The following is a 17,878-nucleotide window of genomic DNA, read 5'->3' on the forward strand; positions in this document are numbered from 1 at the left end:
ATCACTGGTATTCCAATAAGATGAATCAACCAATTTTGGTATACCAATGGAGACAATCATGGATTTTGAACAGACGATGATGGAGCTGCTGATTAATGCGGGTGAAGCGCGATCCCACGCCATGAGCGCCATCCAGCAGGCGCGCAAGCGCGACTGGCAGGCGGCAGATGAGGCGCTGGCGGCCTCCTCTGAGGCTTCACGCGCCGCGCATAAAATCCAGACGCAGCTGATCGGTGCCGATGAGGGCTGCGGCAAAGTGCCGGTGACGCTGATCCTGGTGCACGCGCAGGATCACTTGATGAATGCGATGCTGTGCCGCGATCTGGCCGAGGAGATTGTGCTGCTGAGGAGAGAGATGTTCGCGGGATGAGAACTCAAACGGGCCGACCGGAAAAAAAGTCTTCATCCCGGAGGGTGCAAACCATCGGCACGGGGCGACCGGAAAAAAGGGTCGCCCCCTACGGATCCATTCTGGCGTAGGGGCTGACCCTCTTTTTCGGTCAGCCCTCAGGCCGGGTTACAGCTCCAGCGCCAGCAGTTCGGCGACGGTTTGCGCACGGCGGATCTGGCGCGGCTCGCCGTTTTCGAACAGCACCTCCGGGATCAGCGGGCGGCTGTTGTAGTTGGAAGACATCGAAGCGCCGTAGGCACCGGTATCGTGGAACACCAGCCAGTCGCCGACTTTCACTGCAGGCAGCGCACGGGTCTCGACCTTGCCGCCTTCCAGCTGGGTGAAGACATCCCCGGATTCGCACAGCGGCCCCGCCACTACGCTCGCAAGCGTCGTGGATTCATCCAGCTGGCGGCCATCACCGGCCATCGCGGAAATGTGGTGATAGCTGCCGTACATGGAAGGACGCATCAGGTCATTGAAGCCGGCGTCCACCAGCACAAAGTGACGGCTGCCCATACTCTTCACCGCGCGCACCTGGCTCAGCAATACGCCGGACTCCGCCACCAGGAAACGCCCCGGTTCAATCTCCAGCTTCACCGGGTGGCCGAGGTGCTGCGCCACGCGCTGGCGCGCTGCGTCCCACAGGCCGTAATAGTGATGAGTATCAATGGTCTCTTCGCCAAAGCGGTACGGGATCGACAGGCCGCCCCCGGCAGAGATCGCTTCAAGATCCTGACCAAAGCTCACGACCAGGTTAACCATCGCATCGCACACCTGCTCGAGGTGGCCGTAGTCGACGCCGGAACCGATATGCATGTGGAGGCCGACCAGCTTCAGCTGGTAGCGCTGAATCGCTTCCAGCGCCAGCGCCATATCCTCGTGCCAGATACCGTGCTTGCTGTTTTCACCGCCGGTGTTGGTTTTCTGACTGTGACCGTGACCAAAGCCCGGGTTGACGCGCAGCCACACCGGATGCCCGGCAGAGACCTGGCCCAGCTGGTGCAGCATATCCACCGATCCCGCATTCACCGGCACTTTCAGCTCGGCCACGCGCGCCAGCGTTGGCTCATCCAGCAGGTCGGCGGTAAACACAATCTCATCGCCGCCCGCCACATAGCCCGCCGCCAGCGCACGCTCAATCTCACCCAGCGAGACGGAATCCACCTTCACACCCGCCGCACGCATCAGGCGCAGGATATGAATATTGGAGCAGGCCTTCTGCGCAAAGCGCACCACGTCGAACTGCTGTAGCTGGCTGATACGATCGTGGATGATCGCCGCATCGTACGCCCAGAGCGGGCCGCCGTATTGCAGCGCCAGCGGCAGCAGGTTGTCCTGATTCAGGGCGGTGGTGGTGTCGGTAAGCAGGCGTGGCATAAGCAGTTCTCCATAAGGTTATGCCGCTATTACGCCACAGCAGGGGGCGGGAGAAAAATATCTGTTTTAACGAACCCTATTCATCCATGATATAGGTTGTGAGAGTCAGAGGATCAGATCATGGCCGGGGTTTCGTTACGTCATATTGAAATTTTTCACGCGGTGATCACCACCGGCAACCTGACGGAAGCCGCGGCGCTGCTGCACACCTCCCAGCCCACCGTCAGCCGCGAGCTGGCGCGCTTTGAGAAGCTGACCGGCCTGCAGCTGTTTGAGCGGGTGCGCGGCCGTCTGCAACCCACAGCGCAGGGGCTCCATCTCTTCGAGGAGGTGCAGCGCTCGTGGTACGGGCTGGATCGCATCATCAGCGCAGCGGAAGGGCTGCGCCAGTTCCGTCAGGGCGAGCTGTCGCTGGCCTGCCTGCCGGTATTTTCGCAGTCGCTGCTGCCGCTGCTGTGCCAGCCGTTTATGCAGCGCTACCCGGATCTGAGCCTGAATATTATTCCGCAGGAGTCGCCGCTGCTGGAGGAGTGGCTGTCGGCGCAGCGCTACGATCTGGGCCTGACCGAAACCACCCATACCCCGGCAGGCACCGAGCGCAGCGCGCTGTTTACCGCTGATGAAGTCTGCGTGCTGCCTGCCGATCATCCGCTGGCGCAGCGCGCCGTATTAACTCCGGCGGATTTCAACGGTCAGAACTATATCAGCCTGTCGCGCACCGACAGCTATCGGCAGATTGTGGATGGGATTTTTGCTGAGCATGGCGTGCAGCGGCGCATGGTGATGGAGACGCACAGCGCGGCATCAGTGTGTTCGATGGTGAAAGCGGGGATTGGCGTATCGATAGTCAACCCGCTGACGGCGCTTGACTACGCCGACAGCGGAGTGACGATCCGGCGCTTCAGCATTGCCGTGCCGTTCACCGTCAGTCTGATCAGGCCGCGCCATCGCCCTGCTTCTGCGCTGGTCGACGCCTTCAGTCAGCATCTGCACCAGCACATCGGCCTGTTCAGCGAGCGGCTGGCGCAGCGGCTGAGTTAAGCGTTCGCCACCTGCGGACGACCGCGTGAACCACGGAAGGTGTACAGACAGACCAGCAGGCCGATGAGCGCCAGCACGGCGGCCGATACCGGCACCGCCGTCAGGCCGTAGCCGCCGCCAATCACTGCACCGCCAACCCAGGCCCCGAGCGCATTGCCGACGTTAAACGCCGAGATATTTAGCGTCGAGACCAGATTGGGCGCATCTTTCCCGTGGCGCACCACGTTGATTTGCAGCGCCGGAACCATAGCGAAGGTGGCCATCGCCCACAGGAACAGGGTGATCTCCGCTAACCACAGCGAGTGGCTGGTCCAGCTAAACAGCAGTGAAAACACCGCAATCAGCGAGAAGCTGAGGATCAGGCTGAACGACACTTTCCAGTCGGCCAGCTTGCCGCCGAGGATATTGCCCACCGTCAGGCCAGCGCCGATCAGGAACAGCGTCCAGCTGACGCCGCGGTCGGTGATGCCCGTTACCTGCAGCAGCAGCGGGGCAATGTAGCTGAACAGCGCAAACATCGCGGCGGCAAAGAACACCGTCATCAGCAGCGACAGCCACAGCTTACCGTTGTTCAGCGCGCTCACTTCGGCAGCCAGATGCACCGGCTTTTCGTCGCGGTTGGTTGGCAGGCTGACGATCAGGCCGATAAACGCCAGTACGCCGATAATCGCCACGCCCCAGAAGGTGGCGCGCCAGCCGAACATCTGGCCAAACCAGGTTCCCAACGGTACGCCCAGCACGTTCGCCAGCGTTAAGCCGGTAAACATCAGGGCCACGGCGGATGCCTGCTTGCCCGGCGCCACCAGGCTGGCAGCAACCACGGCACCAATTCCGAAGAACGCACCGTGACAGAGCGCGGTGACAATACGCGCCAGCATCAGCAGGTTGTAGGTGTAGGCCAGCGCACAGAGAATGTTGCCGACGATAAAGATCGCCATCAGCAGGATCAGCGTGCGTTTACGCGGCAGCTTCGCGGTCAGCAGCGCCATAATCGGTGCGCCAATCGCTACGCCGAGCGCATAGCCACTGATCAACCAGCCCGCCGAGGGGATGGAAACACGCAGGTCATTCGCCACCTCCGGCAGCAGCCCCATAATGACGAATTCGGTGGTGCCGATGGCAAAGGCACTCAGCGCCAGCGCCAGTAATGAAACAGGCATATGAAACACTCCCAGGATAATAGAAATTCGGCTCTCAGGATGCTGAGAGCAACAGCGAACAGGTGAAGAAATATAATCCAGCTGCCCCGATATGAACCATCAGAGGAATAAATTTGATCCAGATCACATTAACTAATTAAAACACAGCTGATGAAAGGCTTACAGTCCGGCGTCGGCAAGGGTCTGTTGCCGCAGAAGCAACAATTGGCGATTTGCGTTAAAATCAGAATCAATAAAATGTGATCCCACACTCATTTTGTCTTTTTTCTTCGCTATACTTGCCAGTAGCTCACCGAAACATCATTTTTTCTAATCATTTTAAACTGGGCTTTTTCTTAGTTTTGAATCTGGATATTCAGGCTGCTTGCATTTCGGGCGCAATGAGTCAGACCTTACCGCCGCGGCGATACATTAAAGTTCTGCCAGGCACCGCCGATAAGTCAAATATCAGGATTTGGCGCTAACTGTCAGGATCCTACCTACCGCTGAGGAGAGTCGATGCGCATTGCACTTTGCCTGCTAGCCCTGTGCCTGACGGGGTGTTCTGTAGGGAAGTATCAGTACAGCAGCGAGGCTGAAGAGCGCGTCGATATGACGGTGACCGGTATCCCCACGGTATTAGGGCTGGGCACGCTCGGCACCACCATTCCGCTGACGCCGGATTACAGCCTGACCGCCGCGCACGTAGCAAAATATTCGCTGTACAAGGTGAAGTCGTATCACCCTGAGTGCGATCTCGCGGTGGTGTACCATAAAAACAGCAACCTGCAGCCGCCGCACTTCCGTAACGGCTTGATCGGCGACAAGGTGAACCTCTACGGCTACAGCTTTATCTCGGCAATGCCGGTAGCATCCAGCGGCACCAATCTGATCAATACCGGGCTGAAAAATTCCTGGAACAAGGTGAGCTGCGTGGTGGTGGCTTCCGATGCGGGCGTAGTGCAGGGGATGTCCGGTGGGGCGGTGTACAATGCCTCGGATGATTCGATTGGCGGCGTGATCGTTGGCTACAGCAAGCGCATCAACGATATAAAAAGCGGCAAAACGCTGTATAAGAACGTATCGCTGTATATCCCCTTCGCCCGCTTTAAAGAGTGGCTGAATGACGCGGTGAAATCGTAATTGCAGGGGGCGGCATCGGCCACAGCATCCGCCCGGCTTTATCCCACTCACCGCTGGCCTGGCAGGCCTCAATATCATGAAAATCAACGCTGTATAACACTATCTTTGCCGAATGCAGGCCGCCGAGACGCGCCTTGATCCCTTCATTGATCATACGGTAATAGGGCACGGTGGATTCCCAGCTCATGCCGCCAATCAGTCCCAGCGTCTTCATTGTTGGTCCTTCTTTAGGGCATCCGGCAGCCCGTCATGGGGGCCAAATTCCTGCGCGGGGGGGTTCTCCCACCGATCCTCACGCGTGGCGAGGTAGACCGGATTTTTCGGATACCAGATGCGGTTCTCGGGTTTATTGGCTTCACCGACTACGATAAAGCGCGCTTCGCGATCGCTGTTATTGATAAAGGTGTGGCAGATGGCGGTGCCAGCCGGAAACGCCACTGCATCTCCGGGCTGCAGGCGGTGCAGCTCGCCGTTAATCCATACGTCCGGCTCGCCCTCCAGCACGAAAGCGAACTCCTCTTCGGCACTTTCGGCATGTGGATAGGACATGCGGCGTCCCGGCAGCAGGCGCTCGTGGTGGATCCCCAGACGCGTCAAGCCAAGCAGGCGCCCGAGCGGGGCGCCAATGGACATCAGCTCGTCGCTGTCCGGGTAGTGTTCATTATCCTCCCCCTCCAGCTCCTGCCAGTGGCGGATAAAATCAGGTCGGGTCATGGCTGCTCTCCGTGCCGGGATATTTTTGAACAGTCACTATTGGCTATTTTGCTGATGGAAGCAAAAAAAAACGGCCCGCATTGCGGACCGTTTATCAGAAAAACAGGACTTACTTGTTGGTCGGGCGCAGTGCCGGGAACAGGATCACATCGCGGATGGTGTGGCTGTTGGTGAACAGCATCACCATACGGTCGATACCGATGCCGAGGCCGGCGGTTGGCGGCAGGCCGTGCTCCAGGGCGGTAACGTAGTCTTCGTCGTAGAACATCGCTTCGTCATCGCCGGCATCTTTGGCATTAACCTGCTGCAGGAAACGATCGGCCTGATCTTCCGCATCGTTCAGCTCCGAGAAGCCGTTGCCGATCTCGCGGCCGCCGATAAAGAACTCGAAGCGGTCGGTGATTTCCGGGTTGTGATCGTTACGGCGCGCCAGCGGCGACACTTCTGCCGGGTATTCTGTAATGAAGGTTGGCTGGATCAGGTGCGCTTCTGCGGTCTCTTCGAAGATCTCAGTGACCACGCGGCCCAGACCCCAGCTCTTCTCAACTTTGATGCCGATAGACTGGGCGATAGCCACGGACTTATCGAAATCGTCGAGATCGGCCAGGTTGGTTTCCGGGCGATACTTCAGAATCGCTTCTTTCATCGTCAGCTTGTCGAACGGCTTGCCGAAGTCAAACTGCTGGTCACCGTAAGGCACCACGGTGGTGCCCAGCACGTCCTGCGCCAGCGTGCGGAACAGGCTTTCAGTCAGCTCGATCAGATCTTTGTAATCCGCATACGCCATATAGAGTTCCATCATGGTGAACTCAGGGTTATGGCGCGGCGAGATACCTTCGTTACGGAAGTTGCGGTTAATTTCGAACACGCGATCGAAGCCACCGACCACCAGGCGCTTCAGGTATAGCTCTGGCGCAATACGCAGGTACATATCGATGTCCAGCGCGTTGTGATGGGTAATAAACGGACGTGCAGAAGCACCGCCAGGGATCACCTGCATCATCGGGGTTTCCACTTCCATAAACTCACGGCCAACCATGAAGTTACGGATACCGGCCATGATCTGTGAGCGGATTTTGAAGGTCTTACGCGAGTCGTCGTTTGAGATCAGATCCAGGTAACGCTGGCGGTAGCGGGTCTCCTGATCGGCCAGGCCGTGGAACTTGTCCGGCAGCGGACGCAGGGCTTTAGTCAGCAGGCGCAGTTCGCTACAGTGCAGGGTCAGCTCGCCGGTTTTGGTCTTAAACAACTTGCCGCGCGCGCCGAGAATATCCCCAAGGTCCCATTTCTTGAACTGCTCGTTGTATTTGCCTTCTGGCAGATCGTCGCGGGAAACATAGAGCTGGATAATCCCGCCCACGTCCTGCAAGGTGACGAAAGAGGCTTTACCCATAATACGGCGGGTCATCATACGACCGGCAACGCTGAACTCTTCGCCGATCAGCTCCAGCTCTTCATTCTCTTTATCGGCGTATTTAGCGGCCAGAACGTCAGAGGTGCTGTCACGGCGGAAGTCGTTCGGGAACGCCACGCCAGTTTCACGCAGTGCGGCCAGCTTTTCGCGACGTGATTTCAGTTCGTTATTAAGCTCAAGTGCGGCATCAGCGGCCTGCGGTTGTTGTTCAGACATGTGAGTTCCTTATAACCCTGCTTTCAAACTTGCTTCGATAAAACGATCCAGATCGCCGTCCAGAACCGCCTGAGTATTGCGCGTTTCTACGTTGGTACGCAGATCCTTGATGCGGGAGTCATCCAGCACGTAAGAGCGGATCTGGCTGCCCCAGCCGATGTCAGACTTGTTGTCTTCCGCCGCCTGTTTGTCCGCATTTTTCTTCTGCATTTCATATTCATACAGCTTGGCACGCAGCTGTTTGAAGGCCTGATCTTTGTTCTTATGCTGAGAACGGTCGTTCTGGCACTGCACCACAATGTTGGTCGGTAAGTGGGTAATACGCACCGCCGACTCGGTTTTGTTGACGTGCTGACCACCGGCACCGGAAGCGCGATAAACGTCAATACGCAGGTCGGCCGGGTTGATATCGATATCGATATTGTCGTCCACTTCCGGATAGACAAACACCGAACTGAACGAAGTGTGGCGGCGGCCGCCGGAGTCGAACGGGCTTTTACGTACCAGGCGATGCACGCCGGTTTCAGTACGCAACCAGCCGAACGCGTAGTCGCCGATGATTTTAATGGTGGCGGATTTGGTTCCGGCCACTTCACCGTCGGACTCTTCAATAATTTCGGTTTTATAGCCTTTGGCTTCCGCCCAGCGCAGATACATCCGCAGCAGCATGCTGGCCCAGTCCTGTGCTTCGGTGCCGCCGGAACCGGCCTGAATATCCATGTAGCAGTCAGCGCTGTCGTACTCGCCGGAGAACATGCGGCGGAACTCTAATTCACCGAGTTTCTTTTCCAGAATATCGAGTTCAGCCACTGCTTCATTGAAGGTCTCTTCGTCTTCGGCTTCTACGGCCAGCTCAAGCAGGCCAGTGACATCTTCCAGCCCCTGCTCCATCAGATCCAGCGTTTCAACGACGGCTTCTAATGCAGAGCGCTCTTTACCCAGCGCCTGGGCGCGGTCAGGTTCATTCCAGACATCAGGCTGCTCAAGTTCAGCGTTTACTTCCTGCAGGCGTTCTTTCTTGGCATCATAGTCAAAGATACCCCCTAAGAACGGCGCTGCGCTCTGTGAGATCCTGAATACGGTTCTTTACCGGATTAATTTCAAACATGTTTTGAGATCTTTTTAGGTGATCGAAATGGACGAGAATGTAACCACGCAGTTTAACTGAAATAGCGCCCGGTTTGTAGCACAGAACGCACCTTGTGCGTTTTGTGCGGTAGGGGTCGGGCATGCCTGACCCGCTCTTTTGACCACAATGGAGACCTGAAGATGTCCGTTACTGATGCCCTGCTGGCATTTACTTTCGCCGCCACCCTGCTCACCCTGACGCCGGGGCTGGATACCGCGCTGATTTTGCGCACCTCCACCGTGGAGGGCAGCAGAAAGGCCATTCAGGCACAGCTGGGGATCAATGCCGGCTGTCTGGCGTGGGCAGCGGCGGTCGCTTTCGGCCTGGGTGCGCTGATTGCGGTGTCCGAGCTGGCGTACAACCTGCTGAAGTGGTGCGGTGCCGCCTATCTCGCCTGGCTGGGCGCACAGATGCTGCTGAAGCCACGCAGCCAGATGGGCGAGGCCAGGCTGGCAAAAGGCACGCAAAACTGGTTTTTGCGCGGCTTTTTCGGCAATTTGCTGAACCCGAAAGTGGGTATTTTTTACGTCTCTTTCCTGCCGCAGTTTATCCCGAGCGGACATTCACCGGTGCTGTGGACTTTTGGCCTGGTGATGATCCACGTGCTGCTCGGCACACTGTGGTCATCGTTACTGATTTTCAGCACGCGCCGTCTTTCCGGGGTGCTGAAGCGTGAGAAGGTAGTGAAATGGCTGGACCGCACCACCGGCGGGGTGTTTCTGCTGTTTGCCGCGAAGCTGGCGCTGAGCCGCCGCCCGGGATAGTGCAAAGGGCCGACCGCAAAAAAGAGGGTCGGCCCCTACAGGCTGTTGCTTACAGCGCCCAGAGATGGTCGATAATCAGCTGCACGGTACGGTTACCGCGAAACTCATTGACGTCGAGCTTGTACGCCAGCTCAACCTGCCTGACGCTCGGGTCCGGCCACAGGGTGGTATCGACATTAAAGGCAATACCGTCCAGCAGCGGGCCGCCGCCAAGCGGCTCAATCATCACTTTCAGATGACGCTCGCCCACCAGCCGCTGCTGTAACAGCTTGAACTTGCCGTCGAAGGTCGGCTCCGGGAAGGCCTGCCCCCACGGACCGGCTTCGCGCAGCAGCTCCGCCGTGGGTAACGTCAGCTCCTGTGCCATCAGCTCACCGTCGGACCAGACCACGCCCTGAAGGGACTCGGCATCCAGCCACTCGCCGACCAGCTCAGCAAAGCGCTGGCGGAACTCGTCGAACTTAGACGCCTCCAGCGACAAACCCGCCGCCATCGCGTGGCCGCCAAACTTAATGATCAGCCCGGGGTTTAGCGTATCAAGCCGCTCCAGTGCGTCACGCATATGCAGCCCGGCAATAGAGCGGCCTGAGCCTTTCAGCGTACCGTCCCCCGCCGGAGCAAAGGCGATCACCGGGCGGTGGAAGCGCTCCTTCAGGCGCGAGGCCAGAATGCCGACCACGCCCTGATGCCACTCGGGATGATACATGGCGATACCGAGCGGCAGCGCGTCATCGCTGCTTTCGAGACGATCGCACAGCGCCAGCGCTTCCGACTGCATCCCCTGCTCGATCTCTTTACGCGTCTGGTTTAACGCATCCAGCTCGCTGGCCAGCATACGTGCCTGACCGAGATCGTCACTCAGCAGCAGCGCCACGCCAACCGACATATCGTCGAGACGGCCCGCAGCATTTAACCGCGGCCCGAGCGCGAAGCCTAAGTCGCTGGCGGCCAGCTGACGGGCATCGCGATTGGCGATCTCCAGCAGCGCGCGGATACCCGGGCGGCATTTCCCGGCGCGAATACGGCTCAGCCCCTGCCACACCAGGATGCGGTTATTAGCATCCAGCGGTACCACGTCGGCGACCGTGCCCAGCGCCACCAGATCCAGCAGTTCCGCCAGGTTTGGCAGAGTGGTCACGCCGCTGTCGCGCAGCTGCGATCGCAGGGCCAGCATCAGGTAGAACGCCACGCCCACGCCCGCCAGCGCCCGTGAAGGGAACTGGCAGTCGCTCAGGTTGGGGTTAACAATTGCGTCGGCTTCAGGCAGCGAGTCGCCCGGCAGGTGGTGATCGGTCACGACCACCGGGATCCCTTTCTCGTGCGCCAGCGCCACACCCGCGTGGGAGGAGATGCCGTTATCGACCGTGACAATCAGCTGCGCGCCGCGTGCCGCGGCCTGCTCAACCACTTCGGGACTGAGGCCATAGCCATCATCAAACCGGTTCGGCACCAGATATTTAATGTTGCTGCCGCCCATGCTGCGCAGTGCCAGCACCGTCAATGCGGTGCTGGTGGCACCGTCGGCGTCGAAATCGCCGACGATCATGATGCACAGGTTATCCGCCAGCGCGCGCTGCAGGATCTCAACCGCCCGCTGAATACCGCTCAGCGACTGGAAGGGATGCAGGTTTTTCGCACCGCGCTCCAGCTCGGCAGCCGCGGTGACACCGCGTTGAGCGTAGAGACGACGTAACAGCGGGTGCAGTTCAGCAGGAAGTGCAGCAGCATCCGTCGCCTCGCGGCGACGGAGTTCAGTTTTACTGTTCACGAAAATCAGCCGCCGTTTTTCTGGCTGTCGAGGAATTTCTTCAGATCCTGCGGCCCCTGATAGCCGGGGATCATGGTGCCATTTTCCAGCAGCATGGCAGGGGTGCCCTGAATGCCGAACAGCACGCCCAGTTTGTACTGCTGACCAATATCGATTTTACAATCGGCCGGTGCGACCGTGTCGCCCTTCATCGCGGCGCTGAATGCTTTGCGCGGGTCGGCGCTGCACCAGACGGACTTCATCTCTTTGGCTACCTGACCATTCATCCCTTCACGCGGGAAGGCCAGGTAGCGCACGGTAATGCCCAGCGCGTTGTAGTCAGCCATCTGCTCGTGCAGCTTGCGGCAGTAGCCACAGGTGATATCGGTAAATACCGTGATCACATGCTGCTCTTTTGCGGCTTTGTACACGATCATCTCGCTGCTTAACGCATCGACTTTTTTCTGCAGCAGCTGATTGGTCACGTTGACCGGCTGGCCGCCGCTGACGTCGTACAGCGGCCCCTGCAGGAAGTGTTTGCCGTCTTCGGTGACGTACAGCACACCGCTCTCACTCAGCACGGTTTTAATGCCCGGCAGCGGCGAAGGCTGGATCTCGGTCTGCTGTAAGCCCAGTTTGGTCAGCGACTGTTTAATGGCGGCATCATCGGCGTGGGCCAGCCCGCTGACCGAAGCGATGAGGAGAGAAAGTAACAGGTAATGCTTCTTCATTTGATGTCCTTATGTACTCTGAAATCAGGCACGCGGGTGATGCTGCTGATGCAGCTGGCGCAGGCGCTCGGTCGCCACGTGCGTATAAATCTGGGTAGTGGATAAATCGCTGTGGCCTAACAGCATCTGCACCACGCGTAAATCAGCGCCGTGGTTAAGAAGATGCGTGGCAAACGCATGCCTCAGCACGTGCGGTGACAGTTTTTCGCTGTCGATACCCGCCAGTGTGGCGTAATGTTTGATGCGATGCCAGAAGGTTTGTCGGGTCATTTGTTGCGCGCGGTTACTGGGAAACAGCACGTCCAGCGTCTGGCCGTTAAGCAGCCACGGGCGCCCGTACTCGATAAACTGCTCGATCCAGTGCACCGCTTCCTCGCCCATCGGTACCAGCCGCTCCTTGTTGCCTTTACCGATCACCCGCACCACGCCCTGGCGCAGGCTGACATCGCTGAGCGTTAAACCCACCAGTTCGGTGACGCGCAGCCCGGTGGCGTACAGCAGTTCCAGCATCGCTTTATCGCGCAGCTCAATCGGCTGATCAAGGCAGGGTGACTGCAGCAGGCGTTCGACCTGTGCTTCCGACAGATCCTTAGGCAGGCGCTGCGGCAGTTTGGGCGAGGAGAGCAGCGCGCTGGGGTCGTCCTCGCGCAGCTTCTCGCGGTAGAGGTACTGGAACAGGCGGCGCATGGCACTCAACAGACGGGCAGAGCTGGAGGCTTTGTAACCGCCTTCCAGCCGCTCGGCGAGAAACCCCTGCAGGCTGACGGCATCCACGCTCAGTAATGACAGCTGTTGATGCTCCAGCCAGCCGCACAGCGAACGCAGGTCGAGACGATAAGAGGCAACGGTATTCTGCGCCAGATTGCGCTCGATCCACAGGGCATCAAGAAATTGCTCAATCAGATCGTTATCCTGCACCTTATCCTCTCTTTTATTGACACGGCGTGGCTGTCAGTGCGCTGCCAGAAGTAGTTTTATAGCTAAATATCAGCATGATACGTCATACTCATGCTGAGTGAACCGCGTCCATTATGCCTTATTCATGGCCGTTTCTGATATAATCGCCACCAGACTTTAGTAAAAATGAGTTCCACTACCATGAATATTGGTCTGTTTTACGGCTCCAGCACCTGTTATACCGAAATGGCCGCTGAGAAAATCCGCGACTTTATCGGCGAAGATCTCGTCACGCTGCACAACCTGAAAGATGACTCCCCGGCGCTGATGGAGCAGTACGATCTGCTGATCCTCGGCATTCCCACCTGGGATTTTGGCGAGCTGCAGGAGGACTGGGAAGCGATCTGGACCGATCTGCCAACGCTGAATCTGCAGGGCAAAGTGGTGGCGCTGTACGGCATGGGCGATCAGGGGGAGTACAGCGAATGGTTCCTCGATGCGCTGGGCATGCTGCATGAAGTACTGGCCCCGTCCGGCGTCAAGTTTGTCGGCTACTGGCCGCTGGCAGGCTACGAATTTACCAGTACCAAACCGCTCACCGCGGATGGTCAGAAATTTGTCGGGCTGGCGCTGGATGATATCACCCAGTTTGAGCAGACCGATGAGCGCATTGCGCAGTGGTGTGAGCAGATCCTGACCGAGATGGCGGAGCTGCTGTAATCAGAAAAGGGGCGACGGGTAGAAAGGTCGCCCCCTGCATCCGGTAACGGCACTCTGCACGAATTACTGTCGCGGCTGGCCCTCTTTTTCGCTCAGCCCGTTAATGACCTGCGTTGCGGACAGGCGATACCAGTCGATATGGCGCGTCAGAGCCATAATTGCTGCCAGTGCCGCCATCAATACCCCGGTTCCCAGTAGCAGCGCACTATCCTCTGACTGCAGCAGCTGCCACAGCACCGCATCCAGCACCAGCAGCCCGGTGACAAACATCAGGCTTCGGCGCCATCCTTTCAGCACCGCCTGCAGGTAGAAGCCGTTGATCGCCGCGCAGGTCAGGCTGGCACTGAGCCACGCCAGGTTGAAACCGATATGCTCAGACAGCGCCAGCAGCACCAGGAAGAACATCACCAGCGACAATCCAACCAGCAGATACTGCATCGGGTGAACGCGCAGCGCGGTGAGGGTTTCGAACAGAAAGAACGCCATAAAAGTCAGGCCAATCAGCAGTACGGCATATTTGACCGCCCGCTCAGTTTGCTGATACTGATCAACCGGATTGACCACCATCGCGCTGAAAGCAGGCAGTTTATCGCTGCTGACGGTGCGGTCGTCACGCACCAGCGAGTTCAGGTTGTTGGCAAACCAGCTGCTCTGCCAGCGGGCACTGTAGCCCTGCGCTGTAATGGTGTGCTTTTCGGGCAGGAAGCTGCCGGTAAAGCCCGGGTGCGGCCAGTTGCTTTGTAAATCGAAAGTACTGTTTTTCCCCAGCGGCACCACCTCCAGCTGCTGAGTCCCCTGAAGCTTGAGGGTAAAATTCAGCGCCAGACTCTGCTCCTGCAGCACACGGTCAGGCAGGGTGACATGCAGCCCTTCGCTGCTGCCCGGCAGTTCACTTCCCGGCTGGAAATCGAAGCTCTGCTCGCCGATATGCAGTGCTGACACGCCGCTGATGCCGCGCGAATCCCCCAATGCCATCACCAGCTTAGGCTCACCGAGCGTAATGCCGGGTCTGTTCAGGTCGCGTAACTGCCCGCCATCAAAGGTGGCGCTCAGCGCAAGGTCTGTGCGCCATACCTGCCCCTGATAAATGCCCACGCTGCGCGGCTCCACACGCTGCTCCCCAGCCACTTTCAGGCTCTCTGGCAGGTAATAACGCAGGTGGCTGACCTGTTTGGTCACCTCTTTTCCGTCCTGCATTTCGCGGGTGATTTCGCTCCAGGGTACGGCAATCAGTGGACCAAAAAGGCGCTGCGGACCGCTGGTACTCTGACTGAGCTTGAGCGCCACATCATCGCGCCAGGCGGTACGCTCGGCGATCAGTGAGCTGAGCATTTGCAGCGGTACCAGCAGCAGCAGCAGGCAGCCAATAAGGGTTAATACTTTCCAGAATAGCGGGGATTTGATCATGGGTTCCTCCTGAGTTTGTCACGCAGAAGCTAACCGCTGTTAATGAGGTGAGAATGAAGCTGTGTGAAGGGACGGTGAAGTGGTGAAGGATTTCTTTAGCGTCAGACAGGCAACCACCCCTCCCTGCGGCAGATTGCTCAGCGTTATTTTGCCGTGATGCAGACGCGCCACTTCCTGCACGAAAGCCAGCCCCAATCCGCTGCTTTTCTCTCCATTGCTGCGCGCCAGGGAGTAAAAACGGTCAAAGATAAACGGCAGGGCGTAATCAGGGATACCGCTCCCGCTGTCGCTGACCTTGATGACGATTTCCGTATCAAGAAGTTCGGCACTCAGCGTCACCTCTCCCTGCTGCGGCGTAAAATCCAGGGCGTTATCCAACAGATTAGCCAGCGCCTGTTCCAGCAGTAGCCGATCGGCATTCACGCTGATCCCGGCAACGGCAATATGGTCAATGTGCAGATGCTTACCCTGTGCCTGCACCGCACGACTGTCGCAGAGCGATGCCATCAGCGGCAGCAGTTCCAGGGTTTGCAGCGCAATCTCCGGGCGGTTTTCAAGCTTCGCCTGGCGCAGCAGGTTGTCGATCAGCCTTTGCATGCGCGCATTTTGCTGCAGGATATTGGCAGAGAAGCGTTGTACCACTTCGACCGGGGGGCACTCCTGAAGAATTTCCGCCGCTCCGCGTATTGCCGCCAGCGGGCTTTTCAACTCGTGCGTCAGGGCGTGAGCATAGTGCTCAATATAGCGTTTGCCCTCCAGCCTCAGGCGCATACTCTCCAGCGCCTGCGCCAGCTTACGCAGTTCACTGCTGTTCATCGCGGGCAGCGGCAGCGCATCGCCGCGCGTGACCGAGTCGGCATAGCGCACTAATCGCCCAACCGAGCGGTTGATCCACAGCACAAATCCCAGCCCAATCAGCAAGGCTATCCCCAGCAGCGCCGCACCCGCCCACAGAATGCGGTGCTCACTGCGGCGGATCACCGGCAGCATAGTGCTGTTGGCCTTGCCTACGCTGACCACGCCGATTAGCCGCTCGCCGTCACGCACCGGAGCAGCCACGTACATCACTGAACTGCTTTCATCATCCGGATTACTGCGGGTACTGCGCGCGCCGTACTGCCCGCGCAGCGTCAGCCAGACATCGTTCCAGCGCGAGTAATCCTCCCCCGTCGCCCGCCCTGCCGAGTCGAATAAAACCTTGCCGCGATCGTCAGTGAGGTAAACGCGATACTCATTACGCCGCTTGGCAATACCGCTAATGCTGGCGTTGACCGGATAATCAGCCAGCTGGGCAAATGCCTGCGCCAGCTCTCCACGCTGCGGATTGCCGCTCAATATATCGCTACGGGCAAACTGTGCCAGCAGCGTGGCGGTATCCACCAGCGTGCCTTCCATGGCGCGCCGCACGCCGGGTTTTATCTCCTGCAGGAAGATGTTCAGTACAAACCAGGCGGCTACCGCGACAATCAGGAAGTAGCCGAGCAGCAGGCGCATTCCGATACGCATCAGCCCGCCACCAGGCTGTACCCCAGCCCGCGATGAGTCATCAGCACCTGGCTGTCAGGGTTGATTTCACGCAGCTTGGCACGCAGGGTTTTGATATGGGTATCAACGGTACGGTCAAGGCTCTCCTCGGCCTCTTTCCACACCAGATCCATCAACTGCTGGCGTGAAAAAACGCGCCCGGGTGACAGCAGCAGGGTTCGCAGTAACAGATATTCATAGCGCGTTAAGGATAACGGCTGCTGGCACCACTGAATGCTGGCAGCAGCCTCATTAAGGGTAAAGCGCCCGACCTGAAGTTGCGCAGCCTGCGCCACACGCTGCTGTTTTTGCAGGCGGCGCAGCAGGGTTCGCACCCGGGCGCAAACTTCGCGTGGTGAAAAGGGTTTAGCGACGTAGTCGTCCGCGCCGATCTCTAAGCCGAGCAGGCGGTCGATCTCCTCACTGCGCGCAGTCAGAAACAGCACCGGCAGCTCAGGCAGCTGCGCCAGTAGCTGGCGGCACAGCTCAAAGCCGTTAATGTCCGGCAGCCCGACATCAAGAATAACCAGATCGGGCTGCTGGCGGGCAACCGCCTCCAGCACCGGCAGCCCGCGGGGAAACCAGCGGGTAGTGAAGCCTTCAAGCTGCAGCATGTAGAGCAGGGTATCCGCGATGGCAGCTTCATCCTCAACTAACCAGATCGTCGCACTACTCATCCGCGCGCTCCTTATTCATCAGCAGCTGCTGGCGCAGCAGGCGCCATTCGGCGCTTTCCATAGCGTCGGCAAACAGCCACAGCCGCTCGCGCTGACCTGCGTGATTACGCAACGACAGCAGTATCGCCTGGCGGGTGATCCACGGCGGAATCGGCATCTGCCACTGCTGCTGGCGCCAGCGCACAATGTGCCCCGGCAGCAGGGCGAGATCCCCCTCGCGTCTGACAATCCGCCGCTGACTGCGCAGGCATTCCAGCACCACCAGCACCGTTAAGCCTGCCCACAGCAGGGTATAGCCAAAGCTGGCCGACCAGGCTGCCAGCAGCAGCGCGAGGATGACGGTGCCATGCAGCATCAGCGAGGCACAGCGGGCATACCAGGAAACCCGCAGGCTACATTGCCACAGGACCACGTTGTTGGTTTCGCTCCTGAATCAGCGCCACCATCCTTCTCAGCTCCGCATCGGCTGGCTCGCCGTGGTTCATCAGCCAGTTAAACAGGTCCGGGTCATCGTTCTCCAGCAGCCGGACAAACAGCTGCTTGTCGGTGTCGTCCAGTGAGTCAAACTCATACTCAAAAAACGGCATGATGGAGATATCCAGTTCGCGCATGCCGCGGCGGCATGCCCAGTGAATACGTGCTTTATTTGTAATATCCATGTCACTCAGCGTCGGTTAACCAAACATGGCGCACAGTGTACCGCTTTTTTGCGGCGCTGTTGATGATGCAATGCACTGCGTGCGGCACGGCGCGCAAAACAGCGTTACCGGTTGCAGGGTTATCACGCGTTTTGTGCCGCTTTTTCTGGAAACAGGTTGCAAAGCAGGTGCGCTCTTTTAACATG

General features: G+C 58.6%; 18 protein-coding genes and 1 pseudogene. 5 read left to right on the forward strand and 14 right to left on the reverse strand.

All coding sequences use genetic code 11. From position 1 onward, the window contains the following. The first annotated feature begins 58 nt into the window (after positions 1-58). The gene (locus J2Y91_RS03635; protein ID WP_133622841.1) at positions 59-370 is read left to right on the forward strand and encodes a PTS lactose/cellobiose transporter subunit IIA; all 312 of its coding nucleotides are present in this window, start codon (positions 59-61) and stop codon (positions 368-370) included. Between the two features lie 147 nt (positions 371-517). On the opposite strand, the gene lysA is transcribed toward J2Y91_RS03635, so the two are convergent. Next, positions 518-1,771, reverse strand: a complete 1,254-nt coding sequence (gene lysA / locus J2Y91_RS03640) for a diaminopimelate decarboxylase (protein ID WP_133622840.1) — start codon at positions 1,769-1,771, stop codon at positions 518-520. A gap of 120 nt (positions 1,772-1,891) precedes the next feature. Here lysA and J2Y91_RS03645 point away from each other — a divergent pair, with 120 nt between their 5' ends. Next, complete coding sequence (locus tag J2Y91_RS03645) at positions 1,892-2,812, forward strand: LysR family transcriptional regulator (protein WP_133622839.1); 921 nt, start codon at positions 1,892-1,894, stop codon at positions 2,810-2,812. On the opposite strand, the gene J2Y91_RS03650 is transcribed toward J2Y91_RS03645, so the two are convergent. Continuing rightward, positions 2,809-3,972 (reverse strand): MFS transporter, encoded by a 1,164-nt coding sequence (locus tag J2Y91_RS03650; RefSeq protein ID WP_133622838.1) that lies wholly within the window; start codon positions 3,970-3,972, stop codon positions 2,809-2,811. The genes J2Y91_RS03645 and J2Y91_RS03650 overlap by 4 nt on opposite strands. Positions 3,973-4,470: 498 nt before the next feature. On the opposite strand from J2Y91_RS03650, the gene J2Y91_RS03655 reads away from it, so the two are divergent. After that, positions 4,471-5,094: a S1 family serine peptidase gene (locus tag J2Y91_RS03655; RefSeq protein ID WP_133622837.1), complete on the forward strand. Its 624-nt coding sequence runs from the start codon at positions 4,471-4,473 to the stop codon at positions 5,092-5,094. 22 nt (positions 5,095-5,116) lie between these two features. Here the strand turns inward: J2Y91_RS03655 and J2Y91_RS03660 are convergent. The 4 genes and pseudogenes from J2Y91_RS03660 to prfB form a co-directional block, all read right to left on the reverse strand. Next, positions 5,117-5,308 (reverse strand): annotated as a pseudogene (locus tag J2Y91_RS03660) (aspartate/glutamate racemase); the annotation flags it as partial. Continuing rightward, entirely contained in the window at positions 5,305-5,808 is a 504-nt protein-coding gene (locus tag J2Y91_RS03665; protein ID WP_133622836.1) for a cupin domain-containing protein, read from the reverse strand. The pseudogene J2Y91_RS03660 and the gene J2Y91_RS03665, both read right to left, overlap by 4 nt. Positions 5,809-5,917: 109 nt before the next feature. Next, positions 5,918-7,438 (reverse strand): lysine--tRNA ligase, encoded by a 1,521-nt coding sequence (lysS, locus tag J2Y91_RS03670; protein ID WP_133622835.1) that lies wholly within the window; start codon positions 7,436-7,438, stop codon positions 5,918-5,920. Positions 7,439-7,447: 9 nt separating this feature from the next. Next, a protein-coding gene (gene prfB, locus J2Y91_RS03675; RefSeq protein WP_099753485.1) for a peptide chain release factor 2 occupies positions 7,448-8,546 on the reverse strand; the annotation gives its coding sequence in 2 pieces (ribosomal slippage) (positions 7,448-8,470 and positions 8,472-8,546; 1,098 coding nt in all). A 161-nt stretch (positions 8,547-8,707) separates the two neighbouring features. On the opposite strand from prfB, the gene J2Y91_RS03680 reads away from it, so the two are divergent. Continuing rightward, positions 8,708-9,331, forward strand: a complete 624-nt coding sequence (locus tag J2Y91_RS03680) for a LysE family translocator (RefSeq protein WP_133622834.1) — start codon at positions 8,708-8,710, stop codon at positions 9,329-9,331. 49 nt (positions 9,332-9,380) lie between these two features. Here the strand turns inward: J2Y91_RS03680 and recJ are convergent, their stop codons facing one another. From recJ to xerD, 3 genes are read right to left on the reverse strand one after another with little or no spacing between them, the layout of a single operon-like run. Beyond that, positions 9,381-11,099, reverse strand: a complete 1,719-nt coding sequence (gene recJ / locus J2Y91_RS03685; protein ID WP_133622833.1) for a single-stranded-DNA-specific exonuclease RecJ — start codon at positions 11,097-11,099, stop codon at positions 9,381-9,383. 5 nt (positions 11,100-11,104) lie between these two features. Continuing rightward, entirely contained in the window at positions 11,105-11,809 is a 705-nt protein-coding gene (gene dsbC / locus J2Y91_RS03690) for a bifunctional protein-disulfide isomerase/oxidoreductase DsbC (protein WP_048917209.1), read from the reverse strand. A 24-nt stretch (positions 11,810-11,833) separates the two neighbouring features. Further along, positions 11,834-12,727, reverse strand: a complete 894-nt coding sequence (xerD, locus tag J2Y91_RS03695; protein ID WP_048917210.1) for a site-specific tyrosine recombinase XerD — start codon at positions 12,725-12,727, stop codon at positions 11,834-11,836. 180 nt (positions 12,728-12,907) lie between these two features. Here xerD and fldB point away from each other — a divergent pair, with 180 nt between their 5' ends. Further along, entirely contained in the window at positions 12,908-13,426 is a 519-nt protein-coding gene (gene fldB, locus J2Y91_RS03700; RefSeq protein ID WP_048917211.1) for a flavodoxin FldB, read from the forward strand. A 63-nt stretch (positions 13,427-13,489) separates the two neighbouring features. Here fldB and creD read toward each other — a convergent pair whose 3' ends face one another. From creD to sdhE, 5 genes are read right to left on the reverse strand one after another with little or no spacing between them, the layout of a single operon-like run. After that, positions 13,490-14,833, reverse strand: coding sequence for a cell envelope integrity protein CreD (creD, locus tag J2Y91_RS03705; protein WP_133622832.1), 1,344 nt, complete (start codon positions 14,831-14,833; stop codon positions 13,490-13,492). Positions 14,834-14,872: 39 nt separating this feature from the next. Then, positions 14,873-16,339, reverse strand: coding sequence for a two-component system sensor histidine kinase CreC (gene creC / locus J2Y91_RS03710; protein WP_133622831.1), 1,467 nt, complete (start codon positions 16,337-16,339; stop codon positions 14,873-14,875). Further along, positions 16,339-17,034 carry a two-component system response regulator CreB gene (gene creB / locus J2Y91_RS03715; protein ID WP_133622830.1) on the reverse strand — a complete coding sequence of 232 codons (696 nt, stop codon included), beginning with the start codon at positions 17,032-17,034 and terminating at the stop codon, positions 16,339-16,341. Before creB ends, creC begins: the two co-directional genes overlap by 1 nt. Continuing rightward, entirely contained in the window at positions 17,027-17,446 is a 420-nt protein-coding gene (locus J2Y91_RS03720; RefSeq protein WP_133622829.1) for a protein YgfX, read from the reverse strand. Before J2Y91_RS03720 ends, creB begins: the two co-directional genes overlap by 8 nt. Then, positions 17,427-17,693, reverse strand: coding sequence for an FAD assembly factor SdhE (gene sdhE, locus J2Y91_RS03725; RefSeq protein ID WP_099753482.1), 267 nt, complete (start codon positions 17,691-17,693; stop codon positions 17,427-17,429). Before sdhE ends, J2Y91_RS03720 begins: the two co-directional genes overlap by 20 nt. Positions 17,694-17,878: the final 185 nt, after the last annotated feature.

This window comes from Erwinia aphidicola (assembly GCF_024169515.1).
In the GTDB taxonomy this organism is placed as follows: domain Bacteria; phylum Pseudomonadota; class Gammaproteobacteria; order Enterobacterales; family Enterobacteriaceae; genus Erwinia; species Erwinia aphidicola.

Excerpts from the sequence above, each read along its gene's own strand:
- dsbC (WP_048917209.1), bottom strand. The coding sequence starts at position 11,809 with ATGAAGAAGCATTACCTGTTACTTTCTCTCCTCATCGCTTCGGTCAGC.
- J2Y91_RS03680 (WP_133622834.1), top strand. The coding sequence starts at position 8,708 with ATGTCCGTTACTGATGCCCTGCTGGCATTTACTTTCGCCGCCACCCTG.
- sdhE (WP_099753482.1), bottom strand. The coding sequence starts at position 17,693 with ATGGATATTACAAATAAAGCACGTATTCACTGGGCATGCCGCCGCGGC.
- creC (WP_133622831.1), bottom strand. The coding sequence starts at position 16,339 with ATGCGTATCGGAATGCGCCTGCTGCTCGGCTACTTCCTGATTGTCGCG.
- creB (WP_133622830.1), bottom strand. The coding sequence starts at position 17,034 with ATGAGTAGTGCGACGATCTGGTTAGTTGAGGATGAAGCTGCCATCGCG.
- lysA (WP_133622840.1), bottom strand. The coding sequence starts at position 1,771 with ATGCCACGCCTGCTTACCGACACCACCACCGCCCTGAATCAGGACAAC.
- J2Y91_RS03645 (WP_133622839.1), top strand. The coding sequence starts at position 1,892 with ATGGCCGGGGTTTCGTTACGTCATATTGAAATTTTTCACGCGGTGATC.
- fldB (WP_048917211.1), top strand. The coding sequence starts at position 12,908 with ATGAATATTGGTCTGTTTTACGGCTCCAGCACCTGTTATACCGAAATG.
- J2Y91_RS03635 (WP_133622841.1), top strand. The coding sequence starts at position 59 with ATGGATTTTGAACAGACGATGATGGAGCTGCTGATTAATGCGGGTGAA.
- creD (WP_133622832.1), bottom strand. The coding sequence starts at position 14,833 with ATGATCAAATCCCCGCTATTCTGGAAAGTATTAACCCTTATTGGCTGC.
- lysS (WP_133622835.1), bottom strand. The coding sequence starts at position 7,438 with ATGTCTGAACAACAACCGCAGGCCGCTGATGCCGCACTTGAGCTTAAT.
- J2Y91_RS03650 (WP_133622838.1), bottom strand. The coding sequence starts at position 3,972 with ATGCCTGTTTCATTACTGGCGCTGGCGCTGAGTGCCTTTGCCATCGGC.
- J2Y91_RS03655 (WP_133622837.1), top strand. The coding sequence starts at position 4,471 with ATGCGCATTGCACTTTGCCTGCTAGCCCTGTGCCTGACGGGGTGTTCT.
- J2Y91_RS03665 (WP_133622836.1), bottom strand. The coding sequence starts at position 5,808 with ATGACCCGACCTGATTTTATCCGCCACTGGCAGGAGCTGGAGGGGGAG.